The organism is Psychrobacter celer, assembly GCF_016107555.1.
Taxonomy (GTDB): domain Bacteria; phylum Pseudomonadota; class Gammaproteobacteria; order Pseudomonadales; family Moraxellaceae; genus Psychrobacter; species Psychrobacter celer.
This window is the reverse complement of the sequence record NZ_JABASU010000014.1, coordinates 55362-77758: the sequence shown is the minus strand read 5'-3', so window position 1 is coordinate 77758 and position 22397 is coordinate 55362. Positions and strand designations below refer to the sequence as shown.

The 22397-nt window shown below is 46.1% G+C and carries 20 protein-coding genes and 1 pseudogene; 8 read left to right on the top strand and 13 right to left on the bottom strand.

Annotation, left to right across the window (positions count from 1 at the left end):
* Positions 1-400 precede the first annotated feature (400 nt).
* From JFC05_RS08075 to fdx, 7 genes are all read left to right on the top strand, one after another.
* Positions 401-910: an Rrf2 family transcriptional regulator gene (locus JFC05_RS08075; RefSeq protein WP_105243805.1), complete on the top strand. Its 510-nt coding sequence runs from the start codon at positions 401-403 to the stop codon at positions 908-910.
* Positions 907-2133 carry an IscS subfamily cysteine desulfurase gene (locus tag JFC05_RS08070; RefSeq protein ID WP_198336499.1) on the top strand — a complete coding sequence of 409 codons (1227 nt, stop codon included), beginning with the start codon at positions 907-909 and terminating at the stop codon, positions 2131-2133. Before JFC05_RS08075 ends, JFC05_RS08070 begins: the two co-directional genes overlap by 4 nt.
* A gap of 155 nt (positions 2134-2288) precedes the next feature.
* The gene (gene iscU, locus JFC05_RS08065; protein WP_100749875.1) at positions 2289-2690 is read left to right on the top strand and encodes a Fe-S cluster assembly scaffold IscU; all 402 of its coding nucleotides are present in this window, start codon (positions 2289-2291) and stop codon (positions 2688-2690) included.
* Between the two features lie 249 nt (positions 2691-2939).
* Positions 2940-3260: an iron-sulfur cluster assembly protein IscA gene (gene iscA / locus JFC05_RS08060; protein ID WP_075100713.1), complete on the top strand. Its 321-nt coding sequence runs from the start codon at positions 2940-2942 to the stop codon at positions 3258-3260.
* Positions 3261-3479: 219 nt separating this feature from the next.
* Positions 3480-4073, top strand: a complete 594-nt coding sequence (gene hscB / locus JFC05_RS08055; RefSeq protein ID WP_198336498.1) for a Fe-S protein assembly co-chaperone HscB — start codon at positions 3480-3482, stop codon at positions 4071-4073.
* A 124-nt stretch (positions 4074-4197) separates the two neighbouring features.
* Positions 4198-6075, top strand: coding sequence for a Fe-S protein assembly chaperone HscA (gene hscA, locus JFC05_RS08050; RefSeq protein WP_198336497.1), 1878 nt, complete (start codon positions 4198-4200; stop codon positions 6073-6075).
* 119 nt (positions 6076-6194) lie between these two features.
* Positions 6195-6533: an ISC system 2Fe-2S type ferredoxin gene (gene fdx / locus JFC05_RS08045; RefSeq protein WP_075100710.1), complete on the top strand. Its 339-nt coding sequence runs from the start codon at positions 6195-6197 to the stop codon at positions 6531-6533.
* 143 nt (positions 6534-6676) lie between these two features.
* On the opposite strand, the gene JFC05_RS08040 is transcribed toward fdx, so the two are convergent.
* The 7 genes and pseudogenes from JFC05_RS08040 to JFC05_RS08015 all read right to left on the bottom strand — a co-directional run bounded on the left by JFC05_RS08040 (position 6677) and on the right by JFC05_RS08015 (position 15482).
* Positions 6677-8074, bottom strand: coding sequence for an adenylate/guanylate cyclase domain-containing protein (locus JFC05_RS08040; protein WP_227697473.1), 1398 nt, complete (start codon positions 8072-8074; stop codon positions 6677-6679).
* A 329-nt stretch (positions 8075-8403) separates the two neighbouring features.
* A pseudogene (locus JFC05_RS12780) lies at positions 8404-8664 on the bottom strand (neutral/alkaline non-lysosomal ceramidase C-terminal domain-containing protein); the annotation flags it as partial.
* Between the two features lie 4 nt (positions 8665-8668).
* Positions 8669-9361, bottom strand: coding sequence for a neutral/alkaline non-lysosomal ceramidase N-terminal domain-containing protein (locus JFC05_RS08035; protein WP_227697472.1), 693 nt, complete (start codon positions 9359-9361; stop codon positions 8669-8671).
* Positions 9362-9658: 297 nt separating this feature from the next.
* Entirely contained in the window at positions 9659-10093 is a 435-nt protein-coding gene (locus JFC05_RS08030; RefSeq protein ID WP_075100708.1) for an HIT domain-containing protein, read from the bottom strand.
* A 223-nt stretch (positions 10094-10316) separates the two neighbouring features.
* On the bottom strand, positions 10317-14000 hold the full coding sequence (gene mfd, locus JFC05_RS08025) for a transcription-repair coupling factor (RefSeq protein ID WP_198336495.1): 3684 nt from the start codon (positions 13998-14000) through the stop codon (positions 10317-10319).
* A gap of 165 nt (positions 14001-14165) precedes the next feature.
* Entirely contained in the window at positions 14166-14681 is a 516-nt protein-coding gene (gene rraA, locus JFC05_RS08020; protein ID WP_075100779.1) for a ribonuclease E activity regulator RraA, read from the bottom strand.
* Between the two features lie 99 nt (positions 14682-14780).
* On the bottom strand, positions 14781-15482 hold the full coding sequence (locus JFC05_RS08015; RefSeq protein ID WP_198336494.1) for an NAD-dependent epimerase/dehydratase family protein: 702 nt from the start codon (positions 15480-15482) through the stop codon (positions 14781-14783).
* 509 nt (positions 15483-15991) lie between these two features.
* Here JFC05_RS08015 and rpsT point away from each other — a divergent pair.
* Positions 15992-16258, top strand: coding sequence for a 30S ribosomal protein S20 (gene rpsT, locus JFC05_RS08010; RefSeq protein WP_010200097.1), 267 nt, complete (start codon positions 15992-15994; stop codon positions 16256-16258).
* A 199-nt stretch (positions 16259-16457) separates the two neighbouring features.
* Here rpsT and JFC05_RS08005 read toward each other — a convergent pair whose 3' ends face one another.
* From JFC05_RS08005 to rpsA, 6 genes are all read right to left on the bottom strand, one after another.
* Positions 16458-17294 (bottom strand): histidine phosphatase family protein, encoded by an 837-nt coding sequence (locus tag JFC05_RS08005; protein WP_198336506.1) that lies wholly within the window; start codon positions 17292-17294, stop codon positions 16458-16460.
* Between the two features lie 126 nt (positions 17295-17420).
* A complete protein-coding gene (locus JFC05_RS08000; protein ID WP_198336493.1) occupies positions 17421-18218 on the bottom strand; it encodes a metallophosphoesterase in 798 nt (265 codons plus the stop codon).
* A gap of 183 nt (positions 18219-18401) precedes the next feature.
* Complete coding sequence (pyrF, locus tag JFC05_RS07995; protein WP_198336492.1) at positions 18402-19100, bottom strand: orotidine-5'-phosphate decarboxylase; 699 nt, start codon at positions 19098-19100, stop codon at positions 18402-18404.
* 129 nt (positions 19101-19229) lie between these two features.
* Positions 19230-19634 carry a lipopolysaccharide assembly protein LapA domain-containing protein gene (locus tag JFC05_RS07990; RefSeq protein ID WP_198336491.1) on the bottom strand — a complete coding sequence of 135 codons (405 nt, stop codon included), beginning with the start codon at positions 19632-19634 and terminating at the stop codon, positions 19230-19232.
* A gap of 134 nt (positions 19635-19768) precedes the next feature.
* A complete protein-coding gene (locus JFC05_RS07985) occupies positions 19769-20074 on the bottom strand; it encodes an integration host factor subunit beta (protein ID WP_075100701.1) in 306 nt (101 codons plus the stop codon).
* A 355-nt stretch (positions 20075-20429) separates the two neighbouring features.
* A complete protein-coding gene (rpsA, locus tag JFC05_RS07980; protein WP_075100700.1) occupies positions 20430-22109 on the bottom strand; it encodes a 30S ribosomal protein S1 in 1680 nt (559 codons plus the stop codon).
* Between the last annotated feature and the right edge of the window lie 288 nt (positions 22110-22397).

Sequence of the window (22397 nt, the reverse complement as noted above, 5' to 3'; positions counted from 1 at the left end):
TATGTCCATTAGCGACTACCACCTACTTTTTAGCATGAATTTTGTCCATTACACCTGCACCCACTATATATTTACTCCTCATTTGTTTTTACTCTTGATTATTATCCATCATTGCTTTTATACATCATTGTTTTTATCAATCATAGCCATCAGCTTGATTAACCATTCAACCATACTTTAATCTTGACTAAATTACTCAGGATTAAGTATAATTGGCTTAATCGTTGCACACATCGGGTTGACCATCTGTTGTTTAACGACGATAAGACACCACCACTTAGCAGATGACTTTTATTTGAGCCTGGCAGAGGTTTTGCCTTTTTTATCTTTCGCTTTGGTAGAGAGTCTCTTACTAAGATCGTTGTTAAATAAAAATGATATATAAGTTTGGAGATAACACATGCGTTTGACTACTCGAGGCAGATACGCCGTGACCGCGTTGCTAGATTTGGCGCTACAAACCAGCCAGCAAGACAGTGCGGTATCCTTATCTGATATCGCTAAACGGCAATCAATATCTATCTCTTATCTCGAACAGTTATTTTCCAAACTACGCAAAGGTGGGCTTGTCACCAGTATACGTGGTGCCGCTGGTGGTTATTACTTAGCCAAACCGCTAAACGAGATAGATGTGATGAGCATCATATCTGCGGTTGATGAGTCGGTTAATGCGATGCAGTGTGAAGGACGTGGCGACTGCCAAGGTGGTACAATGTGCTTAACCCATGATCTATGGTGTGCATTGTCCAATCATATCGAGCAGTACTTGAAAAACATAACATTAGCGCAATTATTAGATATGGAAAATGTGCAGTCCGTCTCAGAGCGACAGCACACCTCTACCAAAGAAGTTTCTATAAAAGACATTAATACCATTACCCTATCGAACAGCGAGGCAAACCCAGCATGAGCCAACATAACAACCTTATATATTTAGATTATGCCGCCACCACGCCAGTTGCTAAATCAGTAGCTGCTAAGATGAGCAAGTATCTGACTGTAGATGGCATCTTTGGTAACCCAGCCTCGCGCTCGCACGGCTACGGCTGGCAAGCAGAAGAAGCCGTAGAAACCGCGCGTCAGCAAGTAGCTGAAGTCATCAACGCTGATCCGCGTGAAATCGTCTTTACCTCTGGTGCGACTGAATCCGACAACCTTGCCATCAAAGGCGCGGCGCATTTTTATCAATCGCGCGGCAAGCACATCATTACCAGTAAAATTGAGCACAAAGCAGTTTTAGATACCTGCCGTGAGCTTGAGCAAGAAGGTTTTGAGATTACTTACTTAGAGCCACAAGCCGGTACGGGGCTTATTTTGCCAGAGCAAGTAAAAGACGCATTACGTGACGATACGATTTTGGTATCACTGATGATGGTAAACAATGAGCTTGGTACCATCACCGATGTCGCAGCGATTGGTGAAATCACTCGTGACGCTGGCGTGGTTTTCCATGTCGATGGCGCGCAGTCTGTCGGTAAAGTAAAAATCAATCTTGAAGAAATGAAAATTGATTTGATGAGTTTCTCAGGACACAAAGTCTATGGCCCTAAAGGGATTGGTGCATTGTTTGTCCGCCGTAAGCCGCGCATTCGCCTAAAAGCTGAGCAGCATGGTGGTGGTCATGAGCGTGGTATGCGCTCAGGTACATTACCGACGCATCAAATCGTAGGTTTAGGAGCGGCATTTGCCCTAGCCAATGAGCGCTTTGAAGAGGATCATGCTCACGTTGCCAAGCTCCGCCAAAAACTATGGGATGGCCTGCAAGACATCGAAGAAATCTACCTAAATGGTGATCTTGAGAATAGCGTGCCAAACATTGTAAACATTAGCTTTAACTTTGTTGAAGGCGAGTCATTGATAATGTCGCTAAAAGACTTAGCTGTTTCATCAGGCTCGGCCTGTACGTCTGCTACGCTTGAGCCATCATATGTATTACGTGCTATTGGTCGTCCAGATGAGTTGGCTCACAGCTCAATCCGCTTCAGCTTTGGCCGTTATACTACCGAAGAAGACATCGACCGTGTCATCAAACAAATGCACGAAGCGGTTGAGAAACTGCGCGCCCTATCACCACTTTGGGATATGTATCAAGAAGGTGTGGACTTAGATTCAGTGGAATGGGCTGAGCACTAACATTTGCCAAACAAATCGCCTTTGCGCGCTTTGTTTTAAATATTTATAAAACGATTTATCAGACAATTACAGTAAGCGTTTGACCCCAATTATCGATGAGCGACGGATACATAGTAAACAATCTATCGCTCATCCCCTAACTAGGAGAAAACCCCATGGCCTATAGTGACCAAGTTATTGATCATTACGAAAACCCACGCAACGTCGGCAATCTTGACAAAAACGCCAAAAACGTTGGTACAGGTATGGTCGGTGCCCCAGCGTGTGGCGATGTGATGCGCCTACAGATCCAAGTAGATGATAACGGTATCATCGAAGATGCACGTTTTAAAACGTACGGCTGCGGCTCAGCGATTGCCTCAAGCTCACTTGTCACCGAGTGGCTAAAAGGCAAAAGCTTGGACCAAGCTGGCGAGATTAAAAATATGGACATCGCTGAAGAGTTGGCTTTGCCACCTGTAAAAGTGCATTGCTCTGTACTCGCAGAAGACGCCATCAAAGCCGCTATTAGCGACTATAAAGGCAAGCATGGTACCGCTGAAGAAGCGACCAGCTAAGCTTACTGGCGTATGCACTGTTTTATTAGCAAGGCGTCAGTAGAACTCTAATGGATTGCTACTGACGCCATAAAGGTGACAATAACGCTACTGTAATTGTCACCTTTTATTTTCTAACTGGCGCAAACACATAAGTCTGGTAGATTTGCTACTAGTCTCATATTCGTTATTAATAGCCGTCATTGATTTTATGGTCGATGACATCATATTGAAAGATATCTTTATTATTGATAGTCAATGGGAGTTGGCATGATTGAAATGACAGAACGCGCCGCCCAGCATGTTCGAGAGTTTTTGGACAACCGCGGCAAAGGCGAAGGTATCCGTGTGGGCATTCGTACCGCAGGCTGTTCAGGCTTGGCTTATGTCCTAGAGTTTGTAGACACCCCTGATGACAATGACACACGTTATGAAAGCCGCGGTGTGAGCATCTTTATCGATCCGAAAAGCTTGGTCTATTTAGACGGCTTATTGATGGATTATGAAAAAGAAGGCTTGAACGAAGGCTTTAAGTTCACCAACCCCAACCAAAAAGGCGAGTGTGGTTGCGGTGAGTCGTTTACTGTTTAAAGTTGCCCACCCTTAGCCATTGGCCCATTGGCCATCATTATGACTGAGGCCTACTGGCCTTTAAGCATGTTGTATTTTGATAAAAAATGTCGTTTGCAACATTTCTATTATTCAGTTGGTAGGCTATACATCACCCAATCTGGCGCTTGATAGCCCACTGGTTATGATAAGCACTGGTATCTCAGACACTTTATAATAAATAAAAGCAAGGCGTATGATATGACAGACATCACCGCAGAAGCACAATTTGATAACTTTTTTTCTCTATTTGAGCAGCCCGCTCAGTTTGAGATTGATCAGGCCCGTCTGGATCAGCAGTTACGTCTACTACAAAAACGCTATCACCCTGACAATCTGATGGTAGATAGCACAAAAGACGTGACGAGTGTGACGGAGGCCAAACAGCAATCAGAGCAAGCTTCAGCACTGATAAATCAAGCATACCAAACCTTAAAGGCTCCTGATAGCCGCGCCGGCTACCTATTAGAGATGGCAAATCAGGCTCATAATCTTGAGCACTCAATTGCCGATTTAGATTTCTTAGAAGACGCCATGCAGATGCGTATCGATCTAGATGAAGCGATCGAAGATAAGGATCGGACAACGCTTGCGCAGCTACAGCCCCAGATTACCACTCGTCTGAGCAAACAGTCTGAGCGCTTTAGCAGTGCCTATCAAAAGCAAGACTGGCAGACCGCGATTGATGCCACCCAAAAGCTTAAGTTTTTGGTAAAACTCAATGCCGATGTGACGACTGGTCTCGATGAAGTCGCCAGTACTGAGCACTCTGATGACGATGATTTATATGTTTAGGGTGTCTAGATAAACATACCTTCAATATGTAAATTTAAAGATTGATATTTATCATCATTCGTCAGCGCAATTCGTCATCATAATTGCGCCATTTCCTTTATTTATTTTATCTTTGAGTGATTTTATGTCTTTATTGCAAATTGCCGAACCCAATCAAAGTGCCCAACCTCATCAGCATCGTTTTGGTCTAGGTATCGACCTTGGCACCACACGCTCACTGGTCGCAGTCGTACGCTCAGGCAAAGCGCAAGTCTTAGAGGCAGGCGCTGACAACGATACGTTGATGCCCTCTGTCGTCTACTACCCCAGCACTGGCAAACCCATGGTAGGATATGATGCCTTAGCGCATTTGGCCGATGACCCAAAAAACACCATCGTATCTGCCAAGCGCTTTATGGGTCGTAGTCAAGCGGATATTAAGTTCTCTCATCCTTATGAGTTAAGTGGTAATGCAGACGACATGCCAGCTTTTGTCACCGCCCAAGGTAAGGTATCCCCTGTCGAAGTCTCAGCACGTATTCTAGCCGCCCTCGAGCAGCGCGCCGCAAGCGCATTACCTGCCGACAGCATCGAAGGGGCGGTGATCACTGTTCCCGCTTATTTTGATGAGGCGCAGCGCCAAGCGACCAAGGATGCCGCACAGGCTGCTGGTATCAATGTGCTTCGTCTGTTAAATGAGCCCACAGCAGCCGCTGTCGCCTACGGCCTTGATAAGCCTACTAAAGATAACACGCAAAGCCATTACTTAATTTATGATTTGGGCGGCGGTACCTTTGATGTCTCTATCTTAAAGCTCACTGATGGGGTTTTTGAAGTCTTAGCAACTGGCGGCAACAGTGCGTTAGGCGGTGATGATATCGACCGCTTGCTGACCAACTGGTTGATCAAACAATTAGGTATCGACCCAAAAGACGTCAGTCGGCACGACAAGTCAATCCTTGCCCAGCGAGCCAAAGCATATAAGCAAGCTTTGACGGACGCCGAGCAGGTCGCTATCGACATTACGGTCAACGGCCACTCTTATCAAGGCACCTTACGCCGTGACGATTTGTTGACCATTGCCGAGCCTGTCAACCGCCGTACGCTTAGCGTCTGCGAGCAGGTTTTACGCGATGCCAAGCTATCTATTGACGATTTAGATGAAGTCATCTTGGTGGGCGGCTCAACCCGTATGCCAGCTGTGCAACAAGTGGTGAGCACGTTTTTTGCCAAGCAGCCACTTTGCCGCTTAAACCCAGATGAAGTCGTCGCTCTAGGAGCTGCACAAACAGCGCATCAGCTGGTCAATGGCGATAGCGACAACACACTTTTGTTATTAGATGTCACTCCTTTGTCACTCGGTCTTGAGACCATGGGCGGCCTAGTTGAAGTACTTATCCCACGTAATACCCCTATCCCTGTCAAAAAACGCCAAGTATTTACCACCTATCAGGACGGTCAGACAGGCATGGTGATTCATGTGGTTCAAGGCGAGCGCGAAACTGTCGAAAACTGCCGTTCGCTTGGACGTTTTGAATTATATGGTATCCCGCCGATGAAAGCAGGCTTCGCCCGTATCGAGGTCACCTTTAGCATTGATGCCAATGGTCAATTGACAGTCAGCGCGCAAGAAACCACCACCAAGACAGAAAGCAAAATTGAGATTGTGCCTTCTTATGGCTTGTCAGATGAGCAAAAAGAACAATTGCTTATGGCGGGGTTCCAATACGCTGAAGAAGATAAAAATGCACGCTCTTTAATCGAGACCAAAGTAGAAGCAGAACGCGAAGTATTGGCGCTACAGTCTGCGCTGCAAGAGTTTGCAGCCTTATTGAACTCTGATGAACAGCAAGCTCTAACGCAGCAAACACAAGCACTACAAACGGCACTAAGCACCGATGATCTAACTCTCATTGAAGCCGAACAAGCCAAGCTCAAACCGCATAGCGATGCATTTGCTGCTCGTATTATGAATCAAAGCGTCAAGGCCAGCATGGCAGGTACCAGCGCTCAAGATTGGTAAAAACGCGTATAGAATTTATCTAGATACGGCTTAGCCATAATAGATGTGATGACGTGTAAAAGACCTGATATATTTTTGAGTTTTTATTTTTTAATTGATTAGCACCGGACAGATAATTTATGCCAAAGATTACCGTATTACCTCATCATGAGATTTGCCCCGAAGGCACTGAAGTCGAGCTAGAAGCTGGCCAGAACCTATGCAAAGCCCTACTAGAAAAAGGTATTAAGATAGAGCACGCGTGTGAGATGTCAAAAGCCTGTACCACCTGTCATGTGGTGGTGCGTAAAGGATTTAATAGCCTAGATGAGATGGACGATATCGAAGCGGATCTTTTAGACCGTGCTTGGGGGCTGGAGCCAGACTCACGTTTGTCTTGTCAGGTGATGCTAGAAGACGACGACTTGACCATCGAGATTCCCAAATACACGCTTAACCATGCTAAAGAAAACCACTGATAACATACCACTAATAACATATAGTCAAAGCCATCATAAAACGCCAACGATGACTGCGTATCATGGTTGGCGTTTTTGTCTGCTCACGGACGAGCTGACATATTAAATATAGTCATACAGATGTCAAATCAGTAAAAGAGTCGCTATTGATCGTTATGACGCTGGCTCTCTGCTGCAATAGCATTTGCTACTTTTTCTTGCTCTTGTTCGATACGCTCGAGAGCGAGGTTTAGACGCTCTCGGATGTCTTGATAGTCTTGATCTTTCATGTCTTTGAAATTTAGATGCAAATTAAATCCTGGTAATGTATGGTCCACCCATTTTGATAGCTGACCTTTATTGGCATCAGGATCGAGGACTTGCCAAGCATTGACTTTTTCGTCGAAGCCTTTTAGCTGAAACGCACCTGCATGCTGACATTCATAATTGTGGCAAACATAATCATAAGTACTTTCGCTGACGAGTATCTCATCTTTGCCCGCGCTACTCTCCAGCCGCGCCGCGAGATTGGCCTCTTTGCCAATCAATGTATAGCTCAAGCGATTATTGCTACCAAAGTTGCCGACATGACAATAGCCTGTCGTGATACCAACGCGTATATACAGCCCTGCAAAACCCATTAGCCGCCACTTATGCCTCAGGGTACGCATCTCACGGCGCATGTCTAGCGCCATTGCCACACAGTCAAGCGCATCTTGACGCGCACCTTGACTGCTAGGCTCTCCAAAAAAACACACCATCCCATCGCCGACGAACTTATCAAGCACAGCGCCATGCTTATTGGCGATGACCGTCATGCAGTGCATATAGGTATTTAAAATATCTGCCAGATTGTCCGAGCTTAAACTATCAGACAGCTCTGTAAAACCCACAATGTCCGAAAACATAATCGTCAGCTTAGCACGTTTGTTTGACACACTAACGGGCGCATCTTTTTTTACAATTGGCTCCCAAATCTGCGGTGGCACAAAACGGGTCAGCTTATTGATGACTGAAACCATGGTACTCAAACGCCCTACCGCTTGCTGCGCGCGCTGTTGGTGACCCGTGTACTTTTGATACACATAGCGAAACTGACACAGCATCACCGCCATACTGGACAGTAGCACCACTGGCGTCAGCCAACTGTCATGGCAGTCCATCTGCGTGCTGTTTAAAATCACGCTGACATAATAAAAAACAATCACAGTCACTATCGAGACAATGACCAGTCTAATTTGGTTTTCAGGACTACTAATAATAATACGTAGCGCAATCAAAGCTGCCAGACTGATCGACATGACCGTGCACAGCTGTATCGAACCTATGACTGCAGACAGCAAAATAATGACGATATTGGAGGTCCAAAAACTGGTCTGACGGCGATAGTTATATATCAAAATCAGCAAGCTTGGCAGGCTAACGACGATCAGCAGTGCCATCGAGGTGGCACTAAAGTCAAAATGCAGGGCAAGAAGCACAACCGTTAGGATCAAGACAAACACTTCTGGATAGTCGAATCGATAGATACCATTCGTCTGCGATGAAAATTTCGGTCTCAACGTATCTAAAAGAAGCATATGAAGTGTTCACTTAATAAAGCAGACGATCGATAAATATTAGGAGAAGAAAGATAACACAATGACAGTTAATGTCATTATGAGCATACTATTTTCAAAACCCAAGCAACAGGCAGACAAACCCTTAGCCGACTACCACACCTCGCCAGCACCGATGACACTTTAGGTTTGGTATAAGGCAAGCTGAAAGACTATTATACGTTTTCATTTTTATAAAACCTACGTTACTGATACGCAAAACCCTACCGTTGGTCACTTAATGAGCAAGCCATAATAAGCAAGTTTATAGCCTTACTTGGTACTTGGCTGTCTTACTGCACCCTAAAGCTGCTTGAAGCACCAGAGTAAGGCTTAATCTTGCCTGTCCAACCGCTTTTCCAGTCGCCAGCATGGGTCAGTCGATATGTCCCTGCTGGCGTATCGGTACTGATGCGCCAATCGATAATCGCTTTGCTATAGGCCGCTCCTTCTCGTTGCCACGTGTAGGTGGTCTCAAAGTCGCTATCGCTTAAATAGTCAATCCATTGACCATCTTGGTAACGCTGCACCTTAAGAAAGCTGTCTTCGGTACGTAGGTTATTTTTGGGGTGCGCTGCGCGAAATACCGCCGTAGCGACTTCCCCGCTTTGGTAACATCGAAGTGACTATTCCGCCGACGATAGCGTTGAAGTTTTGCTGACTATAGCCCGCTAGTGTGTCGTCCGTGCTGGCGATTTGATACAGCTGCTGATGCGAGTAGCCAGCATTTCCCACGTGAGTATGCGTGGTGGCAAGCATCACGTTATCGTCGTTATACAAGTCGCCAAAATCTGCTTGTAAGCGTTTGATGACCTCAAGCTTGACCGCGTTAAACATCGCGCCCATATCCGCTGAGACATAGACAACTCGGTTGCCTGCATTGCTATCCGCTTCGCCGACAATAAAAGCATGAGAATATAGACGATCATTGATACCCTGCACCACCTGACCTGCAGCATAGCCAAACATGCCCGTTTCGGCCGCAGCTCCTGTGATATCGGCTTTACCAGTACCAATGAGATAACGGGGCGCGACCGATTTAGCAGCAGCGCTGGCGCTAAAGTGTGACGTAATAGAGCGGTTAGATGGATCAGCATCAGTCGTGATGGTTTGTGTCGCCGCCGGCGACATGGCGGTAGGCTCAGTAGAGTCTGTTTCACAGGCCGTCATACCCAGCAACGCGGTACAAATCGAGAGAAACAACATAGTAGGTCGTCGTGACGAGGGTGGTGAGATAGAGGAAGTAACCATTTGTTGTCCTTAACATAGAGTGAAATTTTAAATCAAACAATCCTGATTTAAAATTGAAGGTGTCAGCACTTCGCACCGCATCTACTCTGATGTGACGCAGCAAAGACACTAAGCTGACAAGCTGGCTATATCCATTTAGCCAACTTACACTCTAATATAACGACTGACAGACAAACGTAAAATATTTTCGTAAAGCCGTACAATAAACTCATTAACACAGAGAGCTATGCTTACAGACGAACACTCACGCCCATGCGTATTTAACCGTTCATTACCAAAGGCTGATTGCTAAAAGACCTATTGCATCTGCCAATCAAACGGCATTTGATGATGACCACGCAGCGCCATCATCAAAGTTTGCTGCATCTGCGCCAGTACTTCTTTGGTGTAAGGTACAGCAGGCACGCCCCACACTGGGTTGGGCCACTGCATATCGTTTTGATAACGAACGATATGATGAAAATGAAGCTGCGGTACTTGATTGCCCAGCGCAGCCACGTTCATCTTGTCAGCCTGAAAAGTCTTGGCAAGTTGGCTGGACAACCAGCTCGACTCACGCAAAAACTGCGCTTGATCGGCCTCAGACAGCTCATACAATTCTTTGATACCAGAGACACGTGGCACCAATATCAACCAAGGAAACTGACAATCATTGATTAAACGGCAGGTCGATAATGGGAAATCTCCCACCAAAAAACTGTCGGCTGCAAGTTTATGATGAAGTTGGAACATAATGACGGTTCTCTTGTTATGAAGGGGATAACGCTTAAATACTAAAAAAAAGGGTGACCAAGACCTATCGGACGCTATAGGCCATAGAGCAGACACAGAGTATCTGCTATTTTATCAGTTATCCAGTAGATAAAATAGCGCCTTAATAGATTGGCTACTGTTTTACTGTGCTGCTACCTAGTAGATGGGGCGCTTGATACGATGACTGGCGTCACTCAAAGCGCTAAGCGAGCTCTGCCACCATATGCTCGCTAAAGTAGCGCAGCAACTCCTCAAGCACAGTCACGCGTTGCTGCGGCGTGGCCAGCTTATTGGCATCTTGATAGCGAATGCCAGAGGCGCCATTCATCCGGTAGCGCTGTCCATCTTTTTGAATAAGCTGGATAATTGCCAAGGCGTCAACTGGCGTATCAGGAGCAAACTCTAACGTCATGCTGCTACTATTGGCATCGATTTTGTTGATCTTCAATGGCTCGGCCTGTATACGCAGTCTATGGATGGCAAATAAATGCTTGGTCTGATCTGGCAGTGTACCAAAACGATCAATCATCTCGGTACGGATATCGGTGAGCGCCTCAAAATCATCAGCATTACTGATGCGCTTATAAAATAGCAAACGCTGATGCACATCATGCAAGTATTCTTCTGGTATCAGCGCTGAGCTATGCAGATTGATCTCACTGGTAAGTGACAATGGGGTATTCAAATCAGGCTCTTTGCCCGCCTTGATGGCCTTTGTCGCACGCTCTAGCATATCCATATACAAGCTAAAGCCAATGGCTTGCATGTTACCGCTTTGCTGCTTGCCCAGTATCTCACCTGCCCCGCGAATCTCCAAATCCTCACTCGCCAGCATAAAGCCTGCACCCAATGTATTGGCGCGTTCAATGGCGTGCAGACGGCGCTTGGCATCGCCTTTTAAGCCTTTGATAGATGGCACGAGCAAGTAGCAATACGCCTGATGATGACTACGACCTACGCGGCCTCGCAGCTGATGCAGCTGCGCCAGACCAAACTTATCCGCGCGCTCAATAATGATGGTATTGGCATTTGGTACGTCGATACCGGTCTCGATGATGGTCGAACACACCAGCACATTGAACTTTTTATGATAAAACTGCTCCATAATCTGCTCAAGCTGGCTCTCTTGCATCTGCCCATGCGCGACCCCCACTCTAGCCTCGGGCACCAGCTCACGTATCGTCTCTGCCATGCGCTCAATGCTCGCCACATCATTATGCAGCAAGTAGACTTGCCCGCCGCGTAATAGCTCACGCAAGATAGCCTCTTTCATCAAGGCATCGGTCTTTTGCATAACAAAGGTTTTGATCGCCAGACGACGAGCAGGCGGCGTGGCGATAATCGACATATCACGCATGCCAGATAGTGCCATATTAAGCGTACGAGGAATCGGCGTCGCTGTCATCGACATACTATCTACATCGGTCTGAAGGGCTTTGATACGCTCTTTATGGCGCACACCAAAGCGGTGCTCTTCATCAACGATCATCAAGCCTAAATTAGAAAATTTCACATCAGGTTGCAGAAGTTTATGCGTGCCAATGACAATATCGACCTTACCCGCGGCAAGGTCTGCCAATACCGTCTCTTGATGCTTTTTGCCACCAAAACGCGATAATGTCTCGATACGTACTGGCCAATCGGCAAAACGGTCGCGGAAATTGTCTTCGTGCTGACCTGCCAGCAACGTCGTTGGCACCAATACCGCCACTTGATAGCCGGCACTGACCGCAATGAACGCCGCGCGCATCGCCACTTCTGTCTTACCAAAACCCACATCACCGCAAATGAGGCGATCCATCGGCTGGTTTTGTCTCATGTCCTCCATCACCGCATGGATAGCATTGGCCTGATCGGCGGTCTCTTCAAAGGCAAACTGACTGGCAAACAGCTCGTATTGTGAAGGGTCAATCTTGAAGTGAATACCGACTTTGGCCTCACGCCTTGCTTGCATATTGAGCAGCTCAGCGGCGACATCGTGGATTTGCTCCAGCGCTTTTTGTTTGGCTTTGTCCCACTTGCCGCTACCTATTTTATGGAGTGGCGCAAGCGCGGGGTCACCGCCGCTGTAGCGACTGATCATTTGTAAATTGGCAACGGGTACATAAATACTGGCGTCGTCCGCGTATTTTAGATGAATAAATTCTTGCTCACCATCGCCCACATCTAAAGTAATCAGCCCATTATAGCGGCCGATACCATGCTCGATATGCACCACTGGACTGCCTTCGGTGATCTCTGTGACGCTTTTGACCAAAAACTCTTCTGACACCCCGCTTTGGCGGCGACGACGTGTTTGTAGCACTTGCCTACCAAACAGCTGAGTCTCACTGATCACCACCAAACGCTCAGGAATATACACCCCGCGCTCGATAGGCGCCACCGTCAGCCCTACCTGCGGCAAGTTATTATCATTAAGGGTTGTGACCTTATCAGCGGCCAAAAACGCTTCAAAGCTATCATACGCTTTGGTGTCTATCTTACCCTTAAACAGCTCTATCAAAATCTCACGGCGCCCTGCTGTTTCGGCAACGATCAGCACCGGCGTCGCTGTTTGTGCTTGCTGTAGCAAAAACTCTAGCAAATCGGCCAACGGTTCTGCTTTTTGGTGATTGACCGCCAGCTGCGGCGGTTGTTGCGCCGTGAGTGTGACCAACCCTTGCCGATTAGAGGCAGCCTGTGCGGTCGATGAGGCATCATTGTCTATCGCCGCGCGCGTCTCATGCGCACTGAGCATCACTCGCGGATAGTGGTTAAGATGCTCGTTTAAGGTATTTGATAATAAATATAACAATTCTGGGGCGACAATAGGTTTGTCGATATCGTGCCTGCGCTCTTCATAACGGCGCTGAATCTGCGACCAATAATCCGCTTGTGTTTCGTGGATTCGCTCATCGATGATAAACAGAGCGTCATCTGGCAAATAAGCAAACAAGCTGCTGTCAGCTTGCCAGTCATCCAAATCAAAAAACAATGGCTGATAGTACTCAAGCCCGCTACTGGCGATACCCGCCATCACATCTTTATGCAGCTCAGACTTGCGACTGCTGGTATTAGGAAACATCGCTGCAAAGTTGGTCCGAAACGTCTCACGCCCTTCATCGAGCGGAAACTCTTTGGCAGGTAGTATCTGAAACTGCTGAATAGGTTTTGAGATATCAGGCAGTTTATGCAGTAGCGATAGTGACTCTTTGCCGATGCTACTGTCGTTACCACTCATCATGTTTTTTAGATCGTCGACGGTCAGCGTACGCTGCGTCTGCGGATTAAAAAAGCGAATGGTTTCGATTTCATCATCAAACAAGTCTAAACGTAGCGGAAATGGCTGCCCCATGGCAAAGATATCGACAATACTACCGCGTACCGCAAACTCGCCTGGCTCAAAGACGTTTTCGACCGCACGGTAGCCTGCCTTTGCAAGCAGCTCGCGCTGGGTATTGATATCAAATCGATCACCGACACTCAAATCAAAATGCTGCCCTATCAGCCAGCTTGGCGGGGCGACCCGATGCATGAGTGCCTGCACCGAGATGAGCAGCACGCCTTTAGTGGGCATATCGGTCAATAGGTTGATACGCTCGCTGACGATGTCTTGATGCGGGGACAGCTCATCGTAGGTCAGCGTCTCCCAATCAGGAAACACATAGGCATCGACGCCGCAAAACGCCAGCTCGGTTTCTATCTGATTGAGCTGGTTTTGATCGCGCGTTACCACTACTTTTAGACGCTCGGATACGTCCCATACCAACGCTTGCATCAAGCTTGCCAGCCATAGACTACTGACCGCACCATAAACAGGGGTCAGCCAGCGCCGCTCGGCATGAGCGATAGGAAACAACTGCTGGTTAATAGGGTCAAACGCGTCAGTCAAAGCAGTGATAGGCATAGAGGATAAGATCAAAGTTAAGAGTCAGAAAGCTATTATACGAATATTTATTCAATTACCAAAATTTATGCCGTAACGGTTTGTCACTCAGCACATCACGCACAAAAACCTCGACGCTTAAGCCGAGATTTTATATTAATGGTTGAGCTAGGCTTAGCATTAGGCTTAAAGCAGAGGCTTGTCGCTCGCGATAATGCCGTTGTTATCTGCATAGACAAACATGCCTGAATTTAGGGTCAAATCCCCAAAGCTAATCTCGAGATCGGTTTGGCCTTCGTCACGGCGCGTCGATTTACGCGGGATACAGCCAAGCGCCATGACACCGATATCCATCTGTGCCATATCATCGACATCACGGACACAGCCGTACACGATGACCCCAGCCCAACCATTATCAATCGCCGACTGAGCAATCATATCGCCGAGCAGCGCACAGCGCATCGAGCCACCACCATCGACCACCAGCACCTTTCCATTGCCCTTATTGTCTTTACCATCGCTGTTTAATAATGACTTGACACGGCTGTTGTCTTCAAAACACTTGACCGTCACAATCTCACCGCAAAACCGATCTTTGCCACCAAAGCTATAAAACGACTTGCCTTCGATATTTGGCAGACACACTTGCGACTCAGGATTGGCATCCAATAAATCACAAGTCACAAAATTGTCTTGGTTCATGGTAGGCTCTGTTGCTGCGTTTGACATGAGTACACTCCTTGTTCGTTGTTGGCTAGGATTAAAGGGTATAAAAAGTATGATTAGTATTTTTTACTTAGGCTATTTTTTGACTTTAGTCATTGCCAGCATTTGTTTATTTTCGATGATATCTGTGGTGATAATTGCAGGCTCACGGCGGTACTTACTACGCTCGTAGATATCATGGGCGCTCATAGCCATGGCGATAGCGACACGTTTTGCAGAAATAGGATGCAGGGGTAATGACTCCGGCACCAAAGGCGAGACGAGCTTAAAGGCTTTTTGACTTAGGCTCTCAAGCGGGCGACCTTTGTGCTTACCGAGCAACAACGACGGCCGAAAAATCACCAAATGAGCAAAATTTAGCGCCATGATGGATTGCTCGGTCTCTGCCTTGACTCGGTTGTATAAAAACCGACTGTCGATATCAGCATTCATCGCAGACAATAAAAAGAAGTTTTCTACCCCTTTCTCGCGGCACAGCGTAGCAAACGTCACATTGTAGTCATGATCCACTTTATGAAAGGCTTCATCACTGCCAGCTTGCTTTTTGGTCGTACCAAGACAGCTAAAAGCATCGGTGCTGCGATCAGCGCCGACACTGGCGAACACCTCAGCCAAGTTGTCAAAATCATTGACCTGATAAAACCTCATGCTAGCATTAATATAGCGTGGCGGACGCCGTGCAATCACAATCAACGTGTCATAAAGCTCACTTAGCTGCTTGACAAGATGTTGTCCTACCAATCCTGTCGCGCCAATCACAATTGCTTTTCGCTGCATATCTTGTCCATTCGTATCGTATGAGATATGAGAGCACTCTTATACAAAGCATTCTCTTGATTTATCGTATCCATTTATCCGCCAGCATATCTGGGCGCTATTTTAACCTTCCGCTTGCGTATCATACCTAAAATCACTCAGCGGTGAGGGTATTATAGCGAATTTATTGTAAGAGATTTTATCCGTCAAGCCTTTTACTGGCCACGACCTTTGAGAGTAGATACATGAAAAAACCGAATATTGATAAAATAGCATAACTTCTTTACCGATTAACCATCAAATATATTGTCCTAAGCGCAATAATTTGCTAAGATAACCGGCTTTACACGTCAACGCTGTTTAATTATTCCAAACAGTTCTGACGCTTGCGATGACTACCGATATTAGATACTTTAGTATTGGACATCGACATCATGTTTGACGAGACGGCTGCTCGTCACCGATGATTGTTAAACCCATTATTGCAATCAACATTCATATTTTTATCTGTCTTTATCAAGGAGATACGCGTGGCTAATACTGCACAAGCTCGTAAACGCGCCCGTCAAAACACCAAACGTCGTCAGAACTCTGCGTCACAACGCTCTATGGTTCGTACTTACTTAAAACGTGTTGATGCGGCTATCGCAGCCAAAGATTATGATGCGGCTACCGAAGCTTACAAAAAAGCGGTACCTGTTCTTGATCGTATGGCTGACAAAGGTATTATTCATAAGAATAAAGCTGCTCGTCGTAAGAGCCGCCTAAACAAAACCATCAAAGGCTTACAAGCTTAAGATAGGTTGCGTTTAGACCGCATCACTCTGTTTGGGTGATGATCAAAACCTTGTCATTAGCTCTTATGCTGAGGCAAGGTTTTTTTTATGCCCAAAAACCATAAACACAACGCCTTGTCTATAGAAAATAAACATTAAGCAGCCGTAAACAGTCACAGAATAAAAAGCGATAAACAAAAAAACCATGGCTGTGCTAAGCTTAGTCCCACTTCACCTCTGGTGGCAACAGCAATGTATTTGGATGAAACCCTGCTGCGCGGTACCCTTCTAACAATGTCACAATCGGCCGTATATAGACCTCACCGCGCCAAACGAAGTGGGCACTGGCTTGTTCAAATGGCTTATCATCAAACCACAAAAACACCCCTTCCATCATCTTTGGCCAATCATTCCAATCAATCTCTACCACATCAAACATCACCGCCAAAAATGCTGAAAGCAACGTATCGTGACTGACCGCCAGCATAAGATGCCCAGGCTGCGGCTGATGCTGATAAAACAACGATAAAATATCAAGCCCGCCTTGATAGGCGTTTTTGGTGCCAGCAAGATTGCCTTGTAAAAAACGATTGATAAAGTTGAGCACGCCGATTTCTTTAAATACTGGATTGGCAATCTCAGGGTCAGTGACAAGGCTACCAGGCTCTACCAACAGCGACTGGTGCATGATGTCACGCTGTAACCCTGCACCTGCTTGCATAAGCTGCGCGGTATCAATACAGCGGCCGATAGGGCTTGAGATGCTATCCACGTCTAGAGAATAAGGCAGATGACCTGCCAACCAGCGCCCCCAAGACTTGGCCAAGACGCGACCTTTAGGAGTCAATGGCAACTGATAACTGGCAAAGCCGTTACCGTCAGAGCGCTCACGCAGGGAGTGTCTGGTAAATAAAATCAGGCGCTTGTCTTCAGGCAACAGGCTCACTGAAGAGATCATACTATCAGGCAGGTGCGACGGCGCGGGTGCGCTTGGCGTATGACTGGCACGCCTTTCTGCAGATAGTTTCGATAAAGTGTTGTGGAAGTATTTGCTCATGCCAGCAAGCGTAGCAGATTTTTTGTGAAGAATGAACAAAATATAAATTCAGTTGCAAATAAGCAAAACCGAAATGAAAACCACCCAGCACTGCTACGTGCTTTATCTCAAGCAAGAGTATGCTATCTAATTAAGCTCAATCACTTTATCCCAAGCAAATGCGATCTCGGTACTACTGACTTCGTTGGGATACGCACGTGGATTGACAACCACTCGGGTACGACCAATACGATAATCAAAGGCTTCATGGGTATGGCCATGCACCCATAGCGCTGGCGCCCATTCCTCCTGCATCCAGCTTGACAAGTCACTCACAAAAGCGGCATTACTGGGTAGATTGGCATATTTTTCAGATACCGACAACGGGCTGATGCTGTGATGACTCATGACGATGGTCTTTTTGCCAAGCGATTGGGCGGTTTTTAATGCTTGCTGTAGCCATTGACGCTGCTTAGCATGCAGTTGCATGGACACCTCAGGGGAAAACAAATCGCTACCGGCATAGATTTGTTTATAATCACGCATAAAACGCTTGGCAGCTGCCATGGTTTCTTCATTGGCCTGATACTGATAATCCGTCCATAAGGTGCAGCCCAAGATACGTACGTCTCCAATATCGATGTGTTGACACTGTAAAACCCGCACGCCTTGCTGCGACTTGGCATCATAGTTATCCCAAATGGCCAGCTTTTTATCAAAATGCAGCACGTCTTCATTGAAGTATTCATGATTGCCTGCAATGGTGACCAAAGGCACCTGCAGACGCGCCGCTTGCGCTTGTAACCACGGCATACCGCTGTCGCTATTGGCCGTATCGCCTGCGACCAGCACCACATCGGCATCAGTCTTGGGGATATGTCCCATCGGATGCGACTGACGCGCATAGCTATCAATATGCAAGTCACTTAAAATCTGTAATTTCATATCTTCCAATAGTGTCTTAGGACATCACGGACAAAAATCAATCAGACGATGCGTAGAAGCATAGCGTATTTTTTGTCATAGATATCAACATAAATTTTAAGTAGTGTAGCACCTTTTTATCTACCCGCAAAAAGCAAAAAGACAGCGGCTTAGGCTGTCTCTTTTCTTCGTTTTTGACACAGGCTAGATACCCTCAAGTATCCGCTGCAGCTTGGCCGCTGGGTCGGCCGCCTGCGTGATAGAACGTCCGATCACCAGATAGTCAGCACCATCTTGTAACGCTTGTGCGGGCGTACAGATGCGTTTTTGGTCGTCAGCATTGTCCTCAGCGAGGCGAATACCAGGCGTCACAAGCTTAAAATCCTGACCACATAGCGCCTTTAGGCTCTGAGCTTCTTGTGCTGAGCAGACCACGCCATCGAGACCTGCTTGCTTGGTCAGCTGTGCTAGGCGACTGACTTGTGTATCCAGCCCATCAGTAATACCCGTTTGCGTCAATGCTTGATTGTCCATAGAAGTCAGCACCGTGACCGCAATCAGCAAGGTATCTAAGTTATTATCCAGCAAGCGCTGTTTGGCAAGCGACATTGCCTCTAAGCCTGCGCTCGCATGCACATTGACCATCCACACACCTAAATCAGCTGCCGCGAGTACCGCCTGTGCCGTAGTATTAGGGATATCATGAAACTTAAGATCTAAAAACACCTCAAATTGACGCTGATGTAGGGCTTTGATGATATCAGGGCCACAGCGCGTAAACAGCTCTTTGCCTACCTTTAAACGGCACAGCGCTGGATCGAGCTTGTCAGCCAGCGCAAGCGACGCTTCCATTGTCATATTGTCTAAGGCGACAACGATAGGAGATTTGATTGCATTATTCATAGTGTTGCCACATTTATATCGAAGTTAAAAAAACCAAATAGCGACCAAACGCATGGCTATCAATTCACCTGTCTCGCAAGTTTGTATCATAAGGTGCCTAGCTGACGCTCTATTCAGACTTAGTCAGATTTAGTCACGTTTTTGTTTGGTCAGTGTCGCCGCTTCCTCTTGAGCAGCGTGATTATCGTGCACGTTGGTCGCTGTCGAACCATACACCGCCTCTTCTACTGAAGGCGCAGTCGCTTGACGATCGATGACCACATTGGCTTGCGTCAGTTGTTCTTGCAGATTGGCATTGGCTTTTTGTAGACGTGATATTTCCCATTTGTTTTGTAAAACACGAAAGAGCAGCAGCGCAAGTAGCATACCAATCACAATACCTAATATCAGACACAGGATCAGTAATAAGCCCAAATTCATCGTCGGCGCTTGTGAAAACAGTAAATTTACGCCAACCTCGGTATTATTGGCCAATACCAACCCTAATGAATAAGCGAAGCTTAAAAACAGTAGTACAAACAGTAAAAAGCGCATAAGACATATACCTTGGTTTGATGGGTTGCAAAGGACTCAAAGACCGCGTTTTGTCACAAACAGCGATGCTACTTTTTGACTGGCACGCTACTGTTAATGAATACTACCCAACGCTGCCATAATGATCGTATTATCTATCCATTAGCTACTTTGTCATTGACCGCTTCGCGCAGGGCTTTGCCTGGCTTGAAATGCGGAATGGCTTTGGCAGGTACCGGTACACTCTCCCCAGTCTTAGGATTGCGGCCCATACGGGCACGGCGATGATGTAAACAAAAGCTACCAAACCCACGCACTTCTACTCGGCCATCATTGGCCAGTGTATCGGTCATTAGGTTTAATATTTCACGCACTGCATCATCGACCACGCTATCAGTCATATTGTCACAGTTCGCACTCAAATTACTAATAAATTCAGACTTATTAATCGCTTGCTGCATTGTTACGCTTGCCTTGTTAATTGATGGATAAGATGATTGTAAACCAAGTTACTATTTTTTAAAGGTTTTTAAAGGTTTTAACCCTTCATATAGCCGTATAAGACCATACTGAAAATCGACACAAAAAGCAAAATAACGGTCAATAGTGCTAATACGGCTCTCATCAGTAAGCAGTGATTTACATCTCGTTACTCAATGTTGCAAATGATAGCGGATATTATCATAAATGGAAATAAGAGTTTGCTCTGTTTTTCGCAAAAACCTTGAAGATGTAACGCATAACAAACACCCATTCATAAAAAAAAGCGACCGGAGTCGCTTTTTTTATATTACTTTTAGATCAATAACTTGTCGCTTACTGCATTTGCTCTTTGATCAAATCACCAATGGTTTTTGGTTGAGCATCAGCTGCTTGTGGCGCATTGCTACCTAGATCTTTGATCGCTTGACGCTCTTCAGCTTCGTCTTTTGCTTTGATAGACAAATTGATGTTGCGAGTCTTACGATCCACACTGATGATCTTCGCTTCAACGTCATCACCAACGCTTAGATGCTTGGTTGCATCTTCGACACGATCACGCTGAATCTCAGAGGCACGTAAGTACGCTTCAACTTCATCAGCAAGCTCGATAGTAGCACCTTTAGCGTCTACTTCTTTCACTTTACCATTGACGATAGCACCGCGGTCATTAGCGACTAGGTATTCGTTGAATGGATCTGAGCTTAACTGCTTCACGCCTAGGCTGATACGGTTCGCTTCTGCATCTACAGACAATACCATAGCTTCAACGGTGTCGCCTTTGTTGTAGTTGCGGATTGCTTCTTCGCCCGTTTCGTTCCAAGAGATATCAGACAAGTGAACCAAACCGTCGATACCGCCATCTAGACCGATAAAGATACCAAAGTCAGTGATGGACTTGATAGTACCAGTGATTTTATCGCCACGCTCATGTTTCTTATCAAACTCTTCCCATGGGTTTGCTAGGGTTTGCTTGATACCCAAGCTGATACGACGACGCTCTTCATCAATATCTAGAATCATCACGTCAACTTCATCACCCACTTGTACAACTTTTGATGGATGGATGTTTTTGTTGGTGTGATCCATCTCGGATACGTGTACTAGACCTTCGATACCTTCAGAGATCTCAGCAAAGCAACCATAGTCAGTTAAGTTGGTAACGCGAGCTTTAACAATACTACCAACTGGGTAAGTACCGCCAACGTTGTCCCAAGGATCGGTACCAAGTTGTTTTAGACCTAGGCTTACGCGGTTGCGCTCACGGTCAAACTTCAATACTTTAACTTTTAGGTCTTGACCAACTTCAACCACCTCAGATGGGTGCTTGATACGGCGCCATGCCATGTCAGTGATGTGTAGCAAGCCATCGATACCACCAAGATCAACAAACGCACCGTAATCAGTTAGGTTTTTGACGATACCTTCGATCTCGATACCTTCTTCAAGCTTGTTCAATAGCTCTTCGCGCTCAGCTGAGTTTTCAGCTTCCATTACTGCACGGCGGCTAACCACAACGTTGTTACGTTTTTGGTCAAGCTTGATGACTTTGAATTCTAGCTCTTTGCCTTCAAGATGTGTGGTGTCACGAATCGGACGTACATCAACCAATGAGCCTGGTAAGAACGCGCGTACTGAACCCACGTCTACAGTAAAACCACCTTTTACTTTGCTAGAAATGATACCTTTTACGATCTCATCGTTATCATAGATTTTTTCAAGGACATTCCACGTCTCGACGCGCTTGGCTTTTTCGCGTGATAGTAGGGTTTGACCCATACCATTATCAACCGCTTCAACCACGACATCAACGCTATCGCCAACTTCAACTTCAAGTTCGCCTTCTTCGCTTAAAAACTCTTCACGAGCGACGATACCTTCAGATTTAAGACCAGTATCTACTGTGATCCAATCGCTATCGATGGCCACAACAGTACCTGTAATAACCGAGCCACGCTCGATATCCAGACCCTGCTCTTCAATGCTCGCTTCAAATAGTTCAGCAAATGATTCCATTATGTCTACCTTTGTATAGCCGTATCCTGTCCAGCACAGTACGGATCAAATTTATGATTGCATAAAACGAGAATACTGGTTTTATATCTTATGCAGTCATATAAAAAACCTTTGTTGCTAATAAGCGAGCATCTCACCACACTCATTAGCAACAACTGTCTTTACTGCCCGCTCATATTTTTACTATTGGTTCAATATTGACTTTGGCTTATTGCACATCTTTACTTATACAATTTTATACTAAAACCAAAGCTTGTAGCAAATTTTTTGGTAGTGAGTTGGTAGTTA